We start from the raw sequence: 17,868 nt of genomic DNA, 5'->3' as shown, positions 1-17,868 counted from the left end.
ATGAAACAGACCAAACTTTTTTTCTTTTTGCTGGCAGCACTTGTCATCCTCAACGCAGGAAGTTTACAATCCCAGGACTGGAAAAAACTCGTCGAGGAGGGAGATAAACTTGCCACAAAGCAGTTCAAAAACAACGATGCTTTGAAAAAATTCAAGGAAGCAGACAAACTTTCGCCCAACAACTGGGAGATTTACTGGAGACTCAGCAGAACTTATGTTGACATCGGTGAACACTCGGGCGGAAATTCACAGCTTTCCAACTTTGAAACCGCGGAGAGTTATGCCTCGAAAGCGATAAAACTTGCTCCGGACAAATCTGTCAACTACCTCAGACGCGCTATCGCCAACGGCAGAATCGCACTTTTTAAAAATGTGTTCAGCGCAGCAGGCATAGTTAATTCGGTAAAAGCTGATGTGGAGAAAGCTATTCAGCTTGGTAACGGCGGATCAGAGATTCAGGCAACGGCAAATTATGTACTGGGCAGAACCCACAATAAACTTTGTGAAAAAGCTTATATCTTTAGAGCCCCTCTTGGTCTGGGCTGGGGTGATATTGATGAGGCAATAAAATATTTGAATAAAGCGATCAAACTCCGTCCAAATTTCAGAATGTTCCATCTCGAGATTGCAAAAGCATATATTGAAGATGATCAGTATGACAAAGCCCGCACACATTTGAATAAAGTGGCGGGGATTCCTTTCCTTGATGAAGATGATGCGACAGTGCTTGCGGAGGCAAAAAACCTGCTAAATGAGATCAAAGGAAAATAACATTCAGGTATGAAGTTTTACGGGAGAACAAAACTTTAATGTCTTATGATATAGTAATTCCGAAAGAGTTGATAAACAGACTGGCAGATTCGAGGAAAGTGGTTTTTTTTACGGGTTCCGGTGTCAGTGCCGAAAGTGGTATCCCCACTTTTCGCGGTGATGATGGCTTGTGGAAAAAATTCAGTGCCCAGGAACTGGCAAATTTCGACTCTTTCATGAAGAATCCGGAGTTGGTGTGGGAATGGTACCAGTACAGGCGCCGAATAATTAATGAAGCCCGTCCCAACTCCGGTCATCGTGCAATCAAAGATTTTGAGAAGTATTTCGATGTCACAGTTGTGACCCAGAATGTGGATAATCTCCACCAGAGAGCGGGAAGTTCCTGCGTCTATGAACTGCACGGGAACATCACCCGCAATAAGTGCACCCTCTGTGGAAAGAGATATGACAGCGAAATCGATCTGAATGACAACAAACCGCCAAGATGCGACTGCGGTGCCCTCATCAGACCCGATGTGGTATGGTTTGGCGAAAACCTTCCCGGAGGCGTTTATGAGATGGCCGAGGAAGATTGTGAATCATGCGATGTGATGATAGTCGTGGGTACCTCGGGTGTGGTATATCCTGCTGCACTTCTTCCTTCTGCTGCCCTTTCATCGGGTGCAATGGTTTGTGATATCAATATCGATGAATCGGACCATCATCAAGGAAGGCGACTTTTCATCAACGGCAGATCGGGTGATGTGTTGCCTGCAATATTCGATGAAGTGAAAAGACTGAAAGAATATTGAAGAAGGATAAAACAAAATTTGTTTGTGCCTCCTGCGGATACGAAAGCATAAGGTGGCTTGGCAAGTGTCCCGAGTGCGAATCGTGGAACAGTTTCAGTGAGGAACTTGTCGTTAAAGAGGAAGCAAAAGGGAAACGGACTTTTTCCGGTTCGTTGAACATAAGCAAACTTGAAAAGATTGAGTCCTCATCAATTGCCCGTTTTTCTTCAGGTATCAGTGAACTCGACAGGACACTCGGTGGCGGGTTTGTGCCCGGATCAGTGATTCTTCTCGGCGGTGAACCTGGAATAGGGAAGTCGACCATCCTGCTTCAGTCGCTGGCACTTCTTGCAAAACCTTCGTTGTATGTTACAGGCGAGGAATCGCTGCAACAGATCAAGATGAGGGCGGAAAGACTCGGAATTCGTTCTGACCTTATAACCATTCTTGCTGAAACCGATGTGAACAAGATTTTAGGTGCCATAAACGACACTTCCCCCTCACTCTTTGTAATCGATTCCATTCAAACCGTCCACAATCCCGAATTAATGAGCTCCCCAGGTACCGTTTCCCAGATCAGGGAGTCGGCATATGCCTTGATGGAAAATGCCAAAACCACAGGGAGAACCGCCGTGATTATCGGTCATGTCACAAAAGAGGGCTCGCTTGCGGGTCCGAAGATCCTTGAACACATGGTGGATACTGTTCTTCAATTCGAGGGAGACAGCAACAATCTCTTCAGGATTATCAGGGCGATAAAAAACAGGTTTGGCAGCTCGAATGAAATCGGTGTATTTGAAATGCAGGGGAGCGGACTGATGGAGGTCTTGAATCCTTCGGGCGTTTTCCTTAACGAAGATAAAACCGTGAATTCCGGAAGTTGTATCACTGCTGTTTTCGAGGGGACGAGGGCTATTCTTACGGAAGTGCAGGCACTGGTTGTCCCTTCATATTTTGGGAATCCATCACGAATCACCAGCGGATTCGATCAGAGGAAACTCTCAATACTTCTCGCAGTCCTAGAAAAAAGGGCGAAAATAAACCTTTCCAACAAAAATGTATTTATAAATGTATCGGGTGGAATGCGAATTGACGAACCTGCCTCCGATCTGCCGATCTGTCTGAGTGTAATCTCATCAGCTCAGGAGAAGACACTTCCCGCAGGAATGATCGTAATCGGGGAGGTCGGTCTCGGCGGGGAAATAAGAGGAGTTTCGCAAATCATCGCCCGCCTGAAGGAAGCTGAAAAACTCGGCTTCACCTCCGCAATAATCCCAAAAGCCAATCTCCCCGAAACCAAAGGGAAAACCGGCATGAAAATCAGAGCGGTAGCTACGATTGAGGAGGCTGTGGGTTAGAGGAGCCGGGCTGTGTCTCTCCATGGCAGAACTGAAGTACCAAGTCTTTGTTGGGCTTCATCTCCCCCGTACACCAGGTATTTTTGATCGTTGGAATTCGGATCCAATTCAGACCAGTATGTTAAATTCGCAAAGAAGTCTTTATTGATAGTCTGTCCGGCTTTAATTTCAATCATCGTTTTTGAAGTGCCGTTATCCAGAAGGCAATCGATCTCCCTCCCCGATTTATCTCTCAGGAAAAACAAATTATTAGACAGACCGCTGTTATATCTTTTTTTCAAAATATCAGCAATTATCATATTTTCGAAGAGAGAACCGGCTTGGAAATAAGTTCTCAGGTGCTCCACCTTTTGAATCTCGAGGAGTGACACAGCCAAACCGGTATCGTAAAAAAATATTTTTGGTTGCTTTACCAATCGTTTATTTATATTCGAAAACCATGGCTGGAGTGAAAACACCACAAAACTTGTTTCGAGGAGTGATATCCAACTTTTTGCCGTATTTACACTTATTCCTGTCTCAGTAGCGATGGAACTGATGTTGAGGAGTTGTCCAATTCTTCCTGCGAGCAATTTCAGGAAAATGATAAATGTTCCAAGATCGCCGATGTTTTTGATCAGTCTGACATCTCTTTCAACATAGGTGGAGATATAGTTAGGATACCAGTCGTTCGGATCAATTCCTCTGTCATGCAGTGGCGGGTAGAAACCGTTGAATATAATATCGAATCTGTCCGCATTCCCGTATTTTCCTGTGGAGAAAAGTTCATCCATGGTAAACGGTAAAAGATTGAGAATTGCGACCCTGCCGGCGAGGGTTTGAGATATCTTCTCATTTATTAACAAGTTCTGTGACCCGGTGATTATAAACTGTCCGGAAATCCCTTCCTTGTCAACAATACTTTGAATATACGACAGCAGAACCGGAGCCCTTTGAATCTCATCAATAATCATTTTGGGATATTGAAGAAACGATCTGGGGTCCTCCTCTGCAAATAATCTGGTGTCAGGCTCTTCCAGGTTCACATATTTATAGTCACTGAAGAGGGCTTTGGCAAGTGTAGTCTTACCCGATTGCCTCGGACCAAGAATCGCCACAACGGGAAATTTCCCGCTCAGGGCGACAAGCTTTTGCTCAATTTCTCTTTTTATCATACTCAAAAATACAAAAACCGGACAAATTTGCAATCAGATTGCAAAATTGTCCGGAAATCATGAATTGTGGAGGTCACTCGGGGTAATTTGCAGGCGGTCAACGCATTTTTTTGTAAAAAGTAATTTTAATTGCGCAGGAATTTGGAAAAAATTCATAAATTTGACTCTATCAAAATATATGATTCCAATTAATGTGTTAGGGCTTCCATGCGACTAAAATTTACTTTGCGAAGTGCTTCAAAATCGATTCAGGCAAACTTCTACTATCATTTTAGTGCGGCTATTTACGACCTTTTAAGGTTGGGTTCTCCCGAATTTTCTGAATTCCTTCATAACAAGGGATACAGACTTGAATCGGGTAAAAATTACAAACTCTTCTCGTTTGGTGTCGAGTTCTCTCAGATAAAAGTGGTGAAAGACCATTTTTATTTTATTGACCCCGCGACCACACTCTATGTCTCTTCCCCTAAAGCTGAAGAATTTTTCACTTCATTTGTCCTCGGGACCTTAAATAAATCGATTTTTAAAGTTGGTACCATCGACCGGTACACTACTTTTATTATCGAAGAGCTTGCCGGCTTGGGAGAGCCTGAAATAAAGGAATCGATGAACTTCAGACTCCTTGCTCCCATGGTGATTTCAAAACCCGTCGAGTATAACGGGAAACAAAGCACCCGTTTCCTTCGTCCTGATGAGGAGGAGGAAGCATCAAGAATTCTCTCCCAAAATCTCATAAACAAACATCTGCTGATAACCGGTGAAGACCTGACCGGGAAAGCTTCTGTTGTTCTCGAGTGGGATAAAGATTACATCAGAAGGAGAGACCGGGTAACCAAAAAGATTACTGTCAATCCCAATTCCCCAAAAGCCACCGATGTAATTGGTATTCTCGCTCCATTCAAAATAACTGGCGATGTCAGATTGATAAAAGCAGGGTATGATTGCGGCTTTGGGAATAAAAATTCAATGGGTTTCGGACTTGCACAAATAAAAAAGGAGGACAAATGATAACCGAACTTTCAAATTATGTCAATTCTCTGGGAGATAAATTAAACTGGCTGCTGTTTGAGAGTAAACCTCTCGAAGAAGGAGAGTATTTCATTTATGTTAAGGACTCAGAGAACCCGGTGAATTTCAAACTTCATTATCACTTTGAAGTTGATAAAAAGGGAAAACTAACCGCTGATGTTGAGGAAGTTGCAATTCACGAGTTTATTACGAAATCTCAGTTTAATAAGAAACTCTTCCTGTCGAGAGCAGTAAGCAGTAACAAGACGCTCGTAAAGCAGATTTATACAAACAATCCCTTTGTTATACAATTAAATACCAAAAATCTCGAAAAGCTTCAGAGCTCGGTAGATGCTTTTTATGCAACTGCCGGAGACCTTTACGAGAATATATTCACAAGAACCGAAATAAACGGTGAATATGCGATTGCACAATCTATTTTTAGAGATTTAATTGGTCGTGTCGGGCTTTTTCATCCTGGCGATGAGAAAAAAATCACAATTCTTTTCGATATGCCACTTGAAATCATACAAGATATATCAGATGATTATTTTAAAAAGAAGATATACAATGTGAATGATTACACTATTGAAAACGGAAACTATGGGATTCATTCCTTCAAAATTGACACTAACCAGAAGAAACCCTATAAATTTTCTCAAAGCTCTTTTGCACATTCATTCAGACTGACAGATTTCAGAACCGCTATAAACCTGAATGTTTTTGAAGTTTTATTGCGACTTAAAGAAAACAGAATTCCCAATCCTCTGCCGGTCTTCATATACGAAGAACAACTGAACGGTGATATAATTGAGACCCTAAAACAGGACGGTAAATTTTCTTACCGGGGTATGATAGAGCGAATTTTTAAGGAAAAAGGAGCGGATCAACTTGGTGACTATTATCTTCTAAACTGGAGCAAGGGGATGAGTATATCAATAAATGATTTCGATTTTGTTGAACAGTTTGTTTATCAATTGGAAGATTTCAGGATAATCAAGTTGATGCAAAATCAAAGAGAAAGTGATGATGTAAAGAATATATTCGACTTTGAGTTCAGGGTTGCAAATGCGATTTTTAACAACATGCTTATCACAGGGAAGGAAAACCCGAGTTTTCACTATTTTGATGATCTTGGCGCGAACAGGTTTTTCAACAAACAACCGTGCAAGTCCGTTATCAACAATATCGAAAAATACCGTTACTCCATTTACGAATACATTTACAAGTCGAAGACGGATGCCATCACCGGTAAAAGTTTCTACAACCTGATAATTTCAAATGTTACTGACCTTATACTGTCATCGGAAAAGCTGCCTTTCGACAGCATCCGAAACATATTAAACATACTATTTAGCTTAAATCACAAATTCGATAAAAATAACACTAATTTCGGAGGAAGAGATATGCCAAGCGAGATACCCAAATATTTCGAGAGGATTGGAGAAATCGTCAAGTCATCAGAGAGTCACATTCGGGATGACTACGAATACGCATTCTGTGCCGGGCAGTTAATCTATTACTTGCTTTCGCAGAGTCAGTCAGGCAATAAGACACATTCACTGATTGAACCTTTCATCAACAGGACAACTGTTGAATCTTTTAACGACCAGTTGATAAGAGTGTTTAATCAGTACAAACACGCAATCTCTTTCAACAGCCTCAGGTTTAACAGGTTGTTTGAAGAAGTAATAGGATACAGGCCTGAAACAGGGTACAAGGAAATGTTGCCTGTACTGTTTGCGGGATATTTCGGAGATAACATTTTATATAAATCGAAAGAAACTATACAGGAGACCAATTAAGATGGCTACAGAAAAATTCAACAATCGCGTTTACGGATGTGCAGTAATCCGTTCAATCAATTCAAACTTTAATGCAGACTTCACTCATTCACCCCGTACTCTTCCTGACGGTACTGTGTATGCAACGGACAAAGCATTGAAATATGCTATCAAAGACTATATAAAGAAAAATTATGAAGGCACTCCCGGAAACCATGTTCTTTACATAAAAAGATACAATAACGACATGGTTCCATTCAATCTCGAAGAAGCCTATGAAAAAATGGTTGCATCAGTTGATGGCATGATTAAATCTTCCGGGAGCGAAGAAGGTGCGAAATCAGCAAAAAAAGAGAAGGGCAAATCGAAGTTCACCTCTCTTTTTAACCTGTTTAACTGCATTGATGTAAGACTGTTCGGTGCAACATTTGCAAAACAGTCAAAAACAGACAGTGTAAATCTTTCAATTCATGGACCGGTACAGATAAATCACGCTGTAAACAAGTTCAATGAGAATGTAATTTATACTGAGGACATATTGTCACCATTCCGCACGGGAACTGAAGAAGATGATAAGCAGAATGCAACAATTGGCAATCAGACGAACCTGCAGGAGGGTCATTATGTCTATCATTTCTCTATAAATCCAAAGAATCTTGAAGATTATTACAGACTTTTGGAAAATCTCGAGACACCGGACGGCGAAAAAAGGTTAGCCAGGCATCTTTCCAATAAGGATATCGATGTCTTAAAAGAAGCCATGACAAAAGCTGTAACCTACTTGGATTCCTCAAGGAAAATCGGGTCAGAGAACGAAATGGCTCTGTTTGTTACCCTGAAAGAGGGATCAAACAAGGTACTTCCCGGTTTCACAGAACTGATTGATGTGAGAAGAGACAAGGACAAAAAAGTGGTAATAGATGCCACTAGAGCTGCCGAGGTAATAAAGAGTGTGATTGAAGAAATTGAAAAGGTCGAACTCTATTACAATCCAACTGACACAATTGTGACCGGTTTTGACGGGATGAATATAGAAAAATATAATCTTCTCAACTCGCAAAAAATTTAGAGCCGGTCATGAAAGAGACGGTTATTTCGGTCAGAATCAGGTCTCCACTGGGTTTTCTAAAGAAGACTGATATGAACGAGGATTTGTATTTGACATACAATTCACTTCACAAGCCTGCACTTCTTGGTATTCTGGGCGCAATTGCAGGTTTGGGAGGTTTCTATCAGAGTTACATTGAAGACACAAAAAAGCTTCCTGAATATTATCAGAAGTTAAATTCCATTTGTGCAGGCATTAAGCCCGTTACAGGTGGCGATTCAGCCGTGTTCAAGAAGAGTTATTTGAAATACAACAACAGCACTGGCTTCGCCAGTCATGAGGAAGGCGGCAACCTTATAGTACAGGAGCAGATTCTTATCAATCCTGCTTTTGATGTCTATTTGAAACTGGATCTTGACATTGAAGAACAAAAAGTGATTTATGAGAATTTGAAAAAAAGTGATGCTGTTTACATTCCTTATCTCGGGAAAAATGAATTCCAGATCTGGTGGGAAAATTTTCGTGAGTACGAATTCTCGGAATTTCATCCTGCTGATGGTGAGCAATACCAAATAGAGACGGCATTCATCAAGCAGGAAGGCGTGAGAGTCGAAGGTGTAAAATCACCTGGTTTCTTCACCTTTATTCAATCGAACCCGGTCTTCAACTTCGAGAGGCTTCCTTCCGGTTATGATGAGCAGAGGAGAGTGTATGCTTTCAGTGACTTCGTTCTTACTAATGTGAAGTTTGACGGCAGATACAATCCCGGAAATCTCTATTTGCTGAAGGAAGGCGAAAAAAAGATAATTGTTCAACTAAACTGAGTAACAAAGATGCGTTCTATCAGGGAAATAACAGCGAACACTAATTTTTCGGTACCCGGGTTTATTCGGGAACATGAAAAATATATTGCCCATCTCTCCAAAGACGGGAATGAGCGGGAAACACTTCATGAGCATACAAGCCTGGTCATTCACTACTTTGTTAAACTTGTTGAGGCAAACGGACTTGATCGTGTAATAGACGATCTTGTTTTCAATTTCCTTGAAAAGAACGGATCGGAAGGTATTCAGGAAACTGCTGAACTGATAAAAGAGGCATTTGCCGGGGTTGTGTTGTTCCATGATTTTGGGAAGATCAACCCCGGTTTTCAGTATGAAAAAATGAAGAATCCGGGCTTCAGGAAACAGGATACTCTACTCGGCTCCCATCATTCTGAAGCAGGCGCATATTTCTTTACCGCACACTTCATGAAACTGGCTCTGGAGAGAGGTATCCTGAAATTGGAAGGAATGCCGCCGAAGGGATTTCCCGTTTTTTACATGATTATTGCATTATCATATCCATTAAGGATGCACCACGGGCAGTTGTATGAGGCATTCTGTTCTGAATCATCTCCGTTTAATCCCGAAGTGCTCGAAGAGTTGAAGGCTCTATCTGAAGTTTTTATCCCTGATATCTCCTCTGTTCACGAAATTCTGACAAAGATATTCGACTCGAATTCCTGGAAGAACATAGTATTGATGGAAGAATTCTTAAAACTTGGCAATACAGCGGCTTATTCATTGATCAAAATGAGCTTTTCTCTTCTAACAGCTGCTGACTACTATGCCACGAATCAATTTATGAGCGGTATGGATTGGAATGATTTTGGCATCTTTTCTGACAGGCTCAAGGAGAAGTTCTGCAGAAATCTTTACAGTATCGAATACAACAAGAGATTGAAAGATGAAGAACGAGAGAAATTGAAATTGGATCCGGCAACACTGTCTGAAATGTCAAATGAGAATCTGAACCGCTTGAGGTCTTCTCTCGCTTCGGAGGTGCTGGGCAATATAGCTGAGAATAAAGATAAACGGCTTTTTTACCTCGAAGCTCCGACAGGGAGCGGCAAGACAAATCTCTCTTTTCTCGCAGCATCTGAACTGATTCAGAATGACGACAGGATCAACAAGATTTTTTATGTTTTTCCTTTTACAACCTTGATCACCCAGACACATAAAACTTTAACAGAAGCTATCGGTCTAACCAATGAGGAAGTGGCAGAGTTGCACTCCAAAAGTGGAAGCACTTTGAAACACAATCCGGAAGACGAAATAAAAGATGGTCAGTACGGAAGCGAAAAACAGAACTATCTTACCGAATATTTCTACAACTACCCTGTGATTTTAACGAGTCATGTCCGGTTTTTTAGTCTAATGCTCTCTCACAGAAAGGACAGGATTTACGGATTTCACCGTCTTGCAAACTCAATCGTGATAATTGACGAAATTCAGAGTTATAACCCTGAGATTTGGGACAAACTAATATTCGCGATAAATGAATATGCCGATCTTTTGAACATCAGATTTTTCATCATGTCGGCGACACTTCCCAAAATCAGCAAGTTGTTGAACATGGTGAATGATCCTTTTGTATCATTGGTAAAAAACAGGGATGCATATTTTACAAATCCAAATTTCATGCATCGGGTGGAGTACGATTTTTCCCTGTTGAAAGATGGTGAATTTGATCTCGATGAGTTTGCTTCAAAAGTCTCGGGGATCGTTCAGCCTTTATTGTCACAAAAGAAGAATTTAAAGGTTTTAATAGAGTTTGTGACGAAGAAAAACGCAGGCGAATTTTATTCCAAAATATTAAACCGTGAGGATTATTCATCTATCAGGAACAAGTTCCTTTTGTCAGGAAACATACTTGAACCGAGAAGAAAGGACCTTATTCAGCGGCTTAAGGGGGAAATTACGGGTCCCGTCATTGTTGTGGCAACTCAGGTTGTTGAAGCGGGAGTTGATATTGACATGGATATCGGATTTAAGGACAGGGCAATTCCTGATGCTGAAGAACAGTTTGCCGGAAGGGTAAACAGAAACGCCGGCAAAAAGGATTGCAGGGTATTTATCTTTAACAGCGGAAAAGCCAATGATGTTTACAGGGGTGATAAAAGGCTTGAGATAGTAAAGAAGGAATTGAGCGGTGAAGATTATGCTGATATTCTCAAAGAAAAACGGTTCGAGGAATTTTATGATCGGGTGCTTTCAAAGATAGATGCAAGAAACAGGTTAAATTTTGCGGGAGGTTTCGAAGAGTTTAAGAAGCTTTTCAAAAGACTGGAATTCCAAAGTATCGACCGTGAGTTCAGACTGATAGAGGATGATTCGGTCAGGGTGTTTGTCCCTCTATCCATTGAACTTGAACTGCTGGGAGAAAGAGAAAAAGAAACGGCAAGGCATTTCGATCTTGTGGATTCAAATGACTGTGTCTCCGGCAAGGAACTTTTTGCAATCTGGAACGGTGTATTGGCCGGAAAAGACGATGACTTTGTTAGAAAGTCCGCCAAAATAAAAAATATTGCAGCTCTAATGTCGAATTTCTCTTTCAGTGTGTCCCGATACGGAAAGGAATTTAAAGCTGTTGAGAAATATGGCGAGTTCGTCGGAGATCTGTTCTATTTAAGGGAGTACTCTAATGTTTACACTTTCGAAAACGGGATTGAGAGTGATGTGATAGACGGAACGGACGATATTAACTTCATATGATTACAGGAACTCAACTCCAGTATTATTTTCACTGTAAAAGGCACCTGTGGTTATTCTCAAACCACATTAACATGGAATTCAATTCCGACACCGTGGCGGTTGGCAGGTTTATATCTGAGAACACTTATAAACGGGAGAATCATGAGATCAGGATCGAGGGCATCTCACTTGATTATTTTGACAGGCAAAGGAAGGTCATTCATGAGATTAAGAAGACAGATAAAATGGAAATGTTGCATGTGAGGCAGGTGCAGTATTACATTTATGTCCTCGAATCAAAGGGTATTACTGATGTAACGGGTATTATTGATTACCCCAGACTCAAGAAAAGATTGCGGGTAAAGTTGAGTGACAAGGAGAGGGAAGTATTTGACAGGATAATTCCTGAGATTGAGTCGATCATACGGTTGGAGAGTCCTCCCGAGGTCATTCACAAGAAGTTCTGCAGGCGGTGCAGCTATTTTGAACTCTGTTATGTTGATTAGTGAGGAATTGATTTGAAAAGGAACTACTATATATTTTCATCCGGAAAACTGATGCGGAGAAATAATACACTTTATTTTGAACCTGGCTATGAAGACCCCGGAGACTCTGTAAATGGTGAAGAGGAGGAGTTCTCGGCAGGGGATGAAAATGAGGCTTATTCTGAAGAGAGCGAGGTACTGGAGCCTCAAAGAATTACACGGAAACCGATCCCTGTTGAGGATATTGAAGCCATTTTTTCGTTTGGAGAGATAAAGTTTAACACCCGTTTCATTAATTTTTGTGCCACGAAGGGGATTCTTCTGCACTTCTACAATTATTACGGCAATTATACGGGGTCCTTTGTTCCGAAGGAGACACTTGTTTCAGGAAAACTTACTGTAAATCAGGTTATGCACTACTCCAAAAAAGAGAAGAGGGTAGAGCTTGCGTCGAAACTGATACTGGGAGCAAGTGCGAATATTTTGAAGAATCTCAACTATTATAATGTCAGAGACTGCGATCTAAAAGAGGAAATCGGGGTCATTAACGGATTAAGGGACACACTTCCCGCGGCGAAAACAGTTGCTGAGATCATGGGTATAGAGGGGAACATACGGCAGACTTATTACCAGTGCTGGAACAAAATTCTTAACCCTGGCTTTCATTTTGATAAAAGGAGTAAGCAGCCACCCCTGAATCCAATTAATGCTTTGATTTCGTTCGGGAATTCGCTCGTGTATAATGTGGTTCTTTCAGAGTTGCACAAAACTCAGCTTACACCAACTATCAGTTTCCTTCATGAGCCGGGTACTGCGAGATACTCCCTGAGTCTGGATTTGGCAGAGATATTTAAACCATTGCTTACTGACAGAATAATATTTTCTGTGATCAACAAAGGAATAATTCAGCAAAAGCATTTTACTAAAGAGCTGAATTTCTGTCACCTTAAAGAGGAAGGACGAAAAATCTTTCTGAAAGAATTCGACGAGAAACTTAAAACAACTATCAAGCACAGAACGCTTAAGCGAAGCGTTAGTTACAGGCAGTTAATCAGGCTGGAAGCGTATAAACTGATTAAACACCTGCTTGGTGACAAAGAGTATAAACCTTTTGTAATCTGGTGGTGATTTATGTATATAATTATGGTTTATGACATTGCAAACCCGAAACGGGGAATAAAAATATTAAACTATTTGAGGACCCGTCTGATGTGGGTGCAAAATTCAGTATTCGAGGGTGAAATAACTAACTCAGGATTTGAGGAAATCAGGGCAAAAGTGAAAAACATAATTAACAGTTCTGAAGATTCTGTTATATATTACACTTTTGATTCACGAAATTATACAACCCGGAATGTAATCGGTAAAGATAAAAACGATACCGACACATTCATTTAGTCGTCGAAACTGCACACTTTTTACACTATCTGTCCTCGACGATTTTTACAATATGTTTTTCTTTATTTTTAGCCCGTTTTCGCATGTTTTTGTACGGGTCTTAAATCGAACCTATGAGGGATTGAAATCCATAATCACCCGAGAGAGTGACTTCTTTAAGCTCGTCTTAAATCGAACCTATGAGGGATTGAAATAAACTGTCGAAGGCTATCAGATGTCAGACACACAAAGTCTTAAATCGAACCTATGAGGGATTGAAATGTTGTGGCAGCACTCTTGGTTTTCACGGTGAAATTGTCTTAAATCGAACCTATGAGGGATTGAAATAATTGATTAATCTCATTCTCGAGATCCATCTTTGTTGGTCTTAAATCGAACCTATGAGGGATTGAAATTCTCAATCTGATCATCTTTTGTATCGTCTGAAATAGGTCTTAAATCGAACCTATGAGGGATTGAAATTCCGCTTTAGGGGCGTCACCGCTCTTAAACCGTGTGAGTCTTAAATCGAACCTATGAGGGATTGAAATCATCCTACCAGAAATTAAAGGCCGAAACCGGTTCAGTCTTAAATCGAACCTATGAGGGATTGAAATGCTATACCGAGGTCGATCCTGATTGCTATGATATGGTCTTAAATCGAACCTATGAGGGATTGAAATGACAAAATGAAGAACTGTGCAGACGGGTAAAAAACCTGGTCTTAAATCGAACCTATGAGGGATTGAAATTCAGAATAGCTTCCTCTAAATACTGAAGGGTTTCTGTCTTAAATCGAACCTATGAGGGATTGAAATTCATGTGCCCTACAGAAGGAGCGTAGATACCTCGTATGTCTTAAATCGAACCTATGAGGGATTGAAATATTATGAGCACAATAATAACGAGCTGGGCACAGAGTGGTCTTAAATCGAACCTATGAGGGATTGAAATATCGTGGAATGTCAACACCCTCTGAAATCATTTTTACGTCTTAAATCGAACCTATGAGGGATTGAAATGCATGCCAGTCCGCAGTATGAAGGAATGTCAGGTCGCGTCTTAAATCGAACCTATGAGGGATTGAAATCTTCATTACAGTGCACACACTCGTAGTAAGCGGTTGGTCTTAAATCGAACCTATGAGGGATTGAAATCCGTCTGAACGCTCTGTGGGTCGCTGTTGAACTGGTGTCTTAAATCGAACCTATGAGGGATTGAAATGCTATGTAGCGGGCTTTATAGTCATCCAACACGCGGTCTTAAATCGAACCTATGAGGGATTGAAATATAGACGCAATGGGTATTGCAACAAGAAGAAGATTAGTCTTAAATCGAACCTATGAGGGATTGAAATAAATATCAGAAGCAAATAAAGCTTTAGTTGTAAAAGTCTTAAATCGAACCTATGAGGGATTGAAATGTGAATATTCGATTGAAGCTGATATGGACAATTTGTGTCTTAAATCGAACCTATGAGGGATTGAAATTATTGAGTGTAACCAAAAGGGGCGCGGCGATCGTAACGTCTTAAATCGAACCTATGAGGGATTGAAATTGGTTTGGTAGCCTGCGGTACACGGACAGGAACACGTCTTAAATCGAACCTATGAGGGATTGAAATATATAAACAGGCTGTGAGATTTTTGGTTTCTGAACTGGTCTTAAATCGAACCTATGAGGGATTGAAATCGAACAAAGGATTCGGGCGATCGAAATAAAGCAGGAAGTCTTAAATCGAACCTATGAGGGATTGAAATCTTTCCTTTCTTCGAACAACTGTCTTAAGTACCTTGGTCTTAAATCGAACCTATGAGGGATTGAAATAATATTTATTGTTGTTTAGAGAGCCTGACAGAGCTTGTCTTAAATCGAACCTATGAGGGATTGAAATTACTGTGATCCTCGAAAAACCCAGTCATGAAAAAACTCGTCTTAAATCGAACCTATGAGGGATTGAAATATCTCATATTCTTCGTACTTTTTCATTTTTTCACCCAGTCTTAAATCGAACCTATGAGGGATTGAAATAGTTATGATTATGCGTAACAAACTTCCCGAGGGTTAGTCTTAAATCGAACCTATGAGGGATTGAAATATTACGACAGTCGAGGCACTTCTTAACCAAAAAACAGTCTTAAATCGAACCTATGAGGGATTGAAATGGTCTTTGTGAACCGATGGATCGACCCAAACAGCCATGTCTTAAATCGAACCTATGAGGGATTGAAATGGTAACAGCGTAACAACCAACACCACCGATACCTTCGTCTTAAATCGAACCTATGAGGGATTGAAATAAGATTATCCCTGTCATTTATCAAAAAAGTCTGTTTGTCTTAAATCGAACCTATGAGGGATTGAAATATCTTTACGGGCAAAACTGATATACCGTATTCCGTGTCTTAAATCGAACCTATGAGGGATTGAAATACTGAGGAAATTATAGGGTCTGCTCCGGTATTTTCCTCGTCTTAAATCGAACCTATGAGGGATTGAAATAGGTCGGAACGCACAAGCCGATGAAAGGTGAAGCCCGTCTTAAATCGAACCTATGAGGGATTGAAATAATTCTACCTCATAACCTGACCCTCTGTCAATCTCAAGTCTTAAATCGAACCTATGAGGGATTGAAATAAAGCTGCCTGTGAAGGGTTAAAATATCGGGCACAGTCTTAAATCGAACCTATGAGGGATTGAAATCGATTAGAGGTAAAGCTTGATATGATGAAAGACCGGAGTCTTAAATCGAACCTATGAGGGATTGAAATTCTTCTTGCAGGTTGTAAGCCCGTGCAAAATAATTCTTGTCTTAAATCGAACCTATGAGGGATTGAAATGGAGATACCGGAGCTAATTGTAAAACAGTATGACGGTCTTAAATCGAACCTATGAGGGATTGAAATAAGGAATCAGTCGTGTGGGTAATTATGTTGTTGGTGAGTCTTAAATCGAACCTATGAGGGATTGAAATGCAGTTTAAGTGCATGCCATCCGTCCGCGAGGAAAAAGTCTTAAATCGAACCTATGAGGGATTGAAATACATTGTAGTAATGTAGTAAGATAATATCTATATAAAGTCTTAAATCGAACCTATGAGGGATTGAAATATTGTTACTGCAGAGGTACTCCGTAACCAAAATATGTCTTAAATCGAACCTATGAGGGATTGAAATTTCTTTGCCGACTCTTTGCAGCAGTCTGTTTCCAGCGTCTTAAATCGAACCTATGAGGGATTGAAATTAAATGGATTCGAGATAAACCTTAACATCCTGATGGAGTCTTAAATCGAACCTATGAGGGATTGAAATGTCGCTGTGTTATCTGAAAAAGTGACAGGGTTTGTGGTCTTAAATCGAACCTATGAGGGATTGAAATGTGGTAGTTTTGTAGGCGGCTTCAAACTGTTGGATTGTCTTAAATCGAACCTATGAGGGATTGAAATAATGTAAAGACTTACAGAAAAATCCCTCAAATGTTGTCTTAAATCGAACCTATGAGGGATTGAAATATTGGTACAAGTCCAAATTTCAACGGTCAGATAGCAACGTCTTAAATCGAACCTATGAGGGATTGAAATAGTTCTACAGTGAATATTATTGATAGTTTATGCTTTGTCTTAAATCGAACCTATGAGGGATTGAAATACGATGTAAATCTTTTCCCCGGGGTTCATCCTGCTTGTCTTAAATCGAACCTATGAGGGATTGAAATTCAGAATGTTCGGTGTTATTAACTGCTTCGTGATATGTCTTAAATCGAACCTATGAGGGATTGAAATGTATTTGTTAGAGATGTTAGGTCTTCTAATCTTTTTGGTCTTAAATCGAACCTATGAGGGATTGAAATGTGAAAAGCTTGCATCCGGGCATGAGGGAGTCTAGTCTTAAATCGAACCTATGAGGGATTGAAATGCCAGTTGTTGATCGTGCAATTGTAGGCGTTCTTTTGTCTTAAATCGAACCTATGAGGGATTGAAATTGGGTAAAAAATGGGATTATGATGTTCCATCTATTGAGTCTTAAATCGAACCTATGAGGGATTGAAATTGTCTTGTGTGGTATTGGTTAGGTTGATGGCTGCCTTGGTCTTAAATCGAACCTATGAGGGATTGAAATGTGGTGTTGCTTTTCAGGATACCCTGCCTTATCTCTTGTCTTAAATCGAACCTATGAGGGATTGAAATACGGGAGATGGTTTTTTACCCCTCTTGGTTCAATGGTCTTAAATCGAACCTATGAGGGATTGAAATCTTTAGCAGGCACGGTAAGTTATACGGGTTGTTTCAAGTCTTAAATCGAACCTATGAGGGATTGAAATGTTGATTTCTCTAATCTCTTGGCTATCTTGGCATATGTCTTAAATCGAACCTATGAGGGATTGAAATTTTTGAAAGGTCTCATTTTTTTCTCCAAATAAAATAAGTCTTAAATCGAACCTATGAGGGATTGAAATGGTCTTGCGTTTCGCTCCCACGAGTTGCCCCGCAAAGTCTTAAATCGAACCTATGAGGGATTGAAATTCTGACACGATCCCCTTAAGCTTTTGAACAACATCACGTCTTAAATCGAACCTATGAGGGATTGAAATTTTTGTTG

The 17,868-nt window shown here is 40.4% G+C and carries 12 protein-coding genes and 1 CRISPR repeat array (1 of these 13 cut by a window edge); of the genes, 11 read left to right on the top strand and 1 reads right to left on the bottom strand.

Going from position 1 to position 17,868, the window contains the following annotated elements:
* Genes LCH52_14940 through radA form a run of 3 tightly spaced genes read left to right on the top strand, consistent with a single transcriptional unit; the run spans position 1 to position 2,899 of the window.
* The gene (locus LCH52_14940) at positions 1-771 is read left to right on the top strand and encodes a tetratricopeptide repeat protein (GenBank protein MCA0389782.1); all 771 of its coding nucleotides are present in this window, start codon (positions 1-3) and stop codon (positions 769-771) included.
* 38 nt (positions 772-809) lie between these two features.
* Positions 810-1,562, top strand: a complete 753-nt coding sequence (locus LCH52_14935; protein ID MCA0389781.1) for an NAD-dependent deacylase — start codon at positions 810-812, stop codon at positions 1,560-1,562.
* Complete coding sequence (gene radA / locus LCH52_14930) at positions 1,559-2,899, top strand: DNA repair protein RadA (GenBank protein ID MCA0389780.1); 1,341 nt, start codon at positions 1,559-1,561, stop codon at positions 2,897-2,899. Before LCH52_14935 ends, radA begins: the two co-directional genes overlap by 4 nt.
* Here the strand turns inward: radA and LCH52_14925 are convergent.
* The gene (locus tag LCH52_14925; GenBank protein ID MCA0389779.1) at positions 2,896-4,053 is read right to left on the bottom strand and encodes an ATP-binding protein; all 1,158 of its coding nucleotides are present in this window, start codon (positions 4,051-4,053) and stop codon (positions 2,896-2,898) included. The two genes, radA and LCH52_14925, sit on opposite strands and share 4 nt — an antisense overlap.
* 207 nt (positions 4,054-4,260) lie before the next feature.
* On the opposite strand from LCH52_14925, the gene cas6 reads away from it, so the two are divergent.
* The 8 genes from cas6 to cas2 are packed head-to-tail and all read left to right on the top strand — an operon-like array spanning position 4,261 to position 13,291.
* Complete coding sequence (gene cas6 / locus LCH52_14920) at positions 4,261-5,061, top strand: CRISPR-associated endoribonuclease Cas6 (GenBank protein ID MCA0389778.1); 801 nt, start codon at positions 4,261-4,263, stop codon at positions 5,059-5,061.
* A complete protein-coding gene (locus LCH52_14915) occupies positions 5,058-6,866 on the top strand; it encodes a hypothetical protein (GenBank protein ID MCA0389777.1) in 1,809 nt (602 codons plus the stop codon). The genes cas6 and LCH52_14915 overlap by 4 nt, the downstream gene beginning before the upstream one ends.
* 1 nt (position 6,867) lies before the next feature.
* The gene (locus LCH52_14910; GenBank protein MCA0389776.1) at positions 6,868-7,914 is read left to right on the top strand and encodes a type I CRISPR-associated protein Cas7; all 1,047 of its coding nucleotides are present in this window, start codon (positions 6,868-6,870) and stop codon (positions 7,912-7,914) included.
* Between the two features lie 8 nt (positions 7,915-7,922).
* Positions 7,923-8,717 (top strand): type I-B CRISPR-associated protein Cas5, encoded by a 795-nt coding sequence (locus tag LCH52_14905; protein ID MCA0389775.1) that lies wholly within the window; start codon positions 7,923-7,925, stop codon positions 8,715-8,717.
* A gap of 9 nt (positions 8,718-8,726) precedes the next feature.
* Complete coding sequence (gene cas3, locus LCH52_14900; protein ID MCA0389774.1) at positions 8,727-11,429, top strand: CRISPR-associated helicase Cas3'; 2,703 nt, start codon at positions 8,727-8,729, stop codon at positions 11,427-11,429.
* Positions 11,426-11,914: a CRISPR-associated protein Cas4 gene (gene cas4, locus LCH52_14895; protein ID MCA0389773.1), complete on the top strand. Its 489-nt coding sequence runs from the start codon at positions 11,426-11,428 to the stop codon at positions 11,912-11,914. Before cas3 ends, cas4 begins: the two co-directional genes overlap by 4 nt.
* A gap of 12 nt (positions 11,915-11,926) precedes the next feature.
* Positions 11,927-13,021: a type I-B CRISPR-associated endonuclease Cas1b gene (gene cas1b, locus LCH52_14890; protein MCA0389772.1), complete on the top strand. Its 1,095-nt coding sequence runs from the start codon at positions 11,927-11,929 to the stop codon at positions 13,019-13,021.
* 3 nt (positions 13,022-13,024) lie between these two features.
* Positions 13,025-13,291 (top strand): CRISPR-associated endonuclease Cas2, encoded by a 267-nt coding sequence (gene cas2 / locus LCH52_14885; GenBank protein MCA0389771.1) that lies wholly within the window; start codon positions 13,025-13,027, stop codon positions 13,289-13,291.
* A gap of 97 nt (positions 13,292-13,388) precedes the next feature.
* Positions 13,389-17,868: direct repeats of the CRISPR family, unit length 31 nt; unit sequence GTCTTAAATCGAACCTATGAGGGATTGAAAT; it runs 10,554 nt beyond the window's last position.

The organism is Bacteroidota bacterium (genome assembly GCA_020161395.1).
GTDB lineage: Bacteria > Bacteroidota > Ignavibacteria > Ignavibacteriales > Ignavibacteriaceae > UTCHB3.
The sequence above is the reverse complement of the archived record's forward strand: the minus strand, read 5'-3'. Positions and strand labels throughout refer to the sequence as shown.

Bases quoted from the DNA above. Each gene is read 5' to 3' on its own strand.
- LCH52_14925 (MCA0389779.1), bottom strand. From the start codon at position 4,053: ATGATAAAAAGAGAAATTGAGCAAAAGCTTGTCGCCCTGAGCGGGAAA.
- cas2 (MCA0389771.1), top strand. From the start codon at position 13,025: ATGTATATAATTATGGTTTATGACATTGCAAACCCGAAACGGGGAATA.
- LCH52_14935 (MCA0389781.1), top strand. From the start codon at position 810: ATGTCTTATGATATAGTAATTCCGAAAGAGTTGATAAACAGACTGGCA.
- cas6 (MCA0389778.1), top strand. From the start codon at position 4,261: ATGCGACTAAAATTTACTTTGCGAAGTGCTTCAAAATCGATTCAGGCA.
- cas4 (MCA0389773.1), top strand. From the start codon at position 11,426: ATGATTACAGGAACTCAACTCCAGTATTATTTTCACTGTAAAAGGCAC.
- LCH52_14910 (MCA0389776.1), top strand. From the start codon at position 6,868: ATGGCTACAGAAAAATTCAACAATCGCGTTTACGGATGTGCAGTAATC.
- LCH52_14915 (MCA0389777.1), top strand. From the start codon at position 5,058: ATGATAACCGAACTTTCAAATTATGTCAATTCTCTGGGAGATAAATTA.
- LCH52_14940 (MCA0389782.1), top strand. From the start codon at position 1: ATGAAACAGACCAAACTTTTTTTCTTTTTGCTGGCAGCACTTGTCATC.
- cas3 (MCA0389774.1), top strand. From the start codon at position 8,727: ATGCGTTCTATCAGGGAAATAACAGCGAACACTAATTTTTCGGTACCC.
- LCH52_14905 (MCA0389775.1), top strand. From the start codon at position 7,923: ATGAAAGAGACGGTTATTTCGGTCAGAATCAGGTCTCCACTGGGTTTT.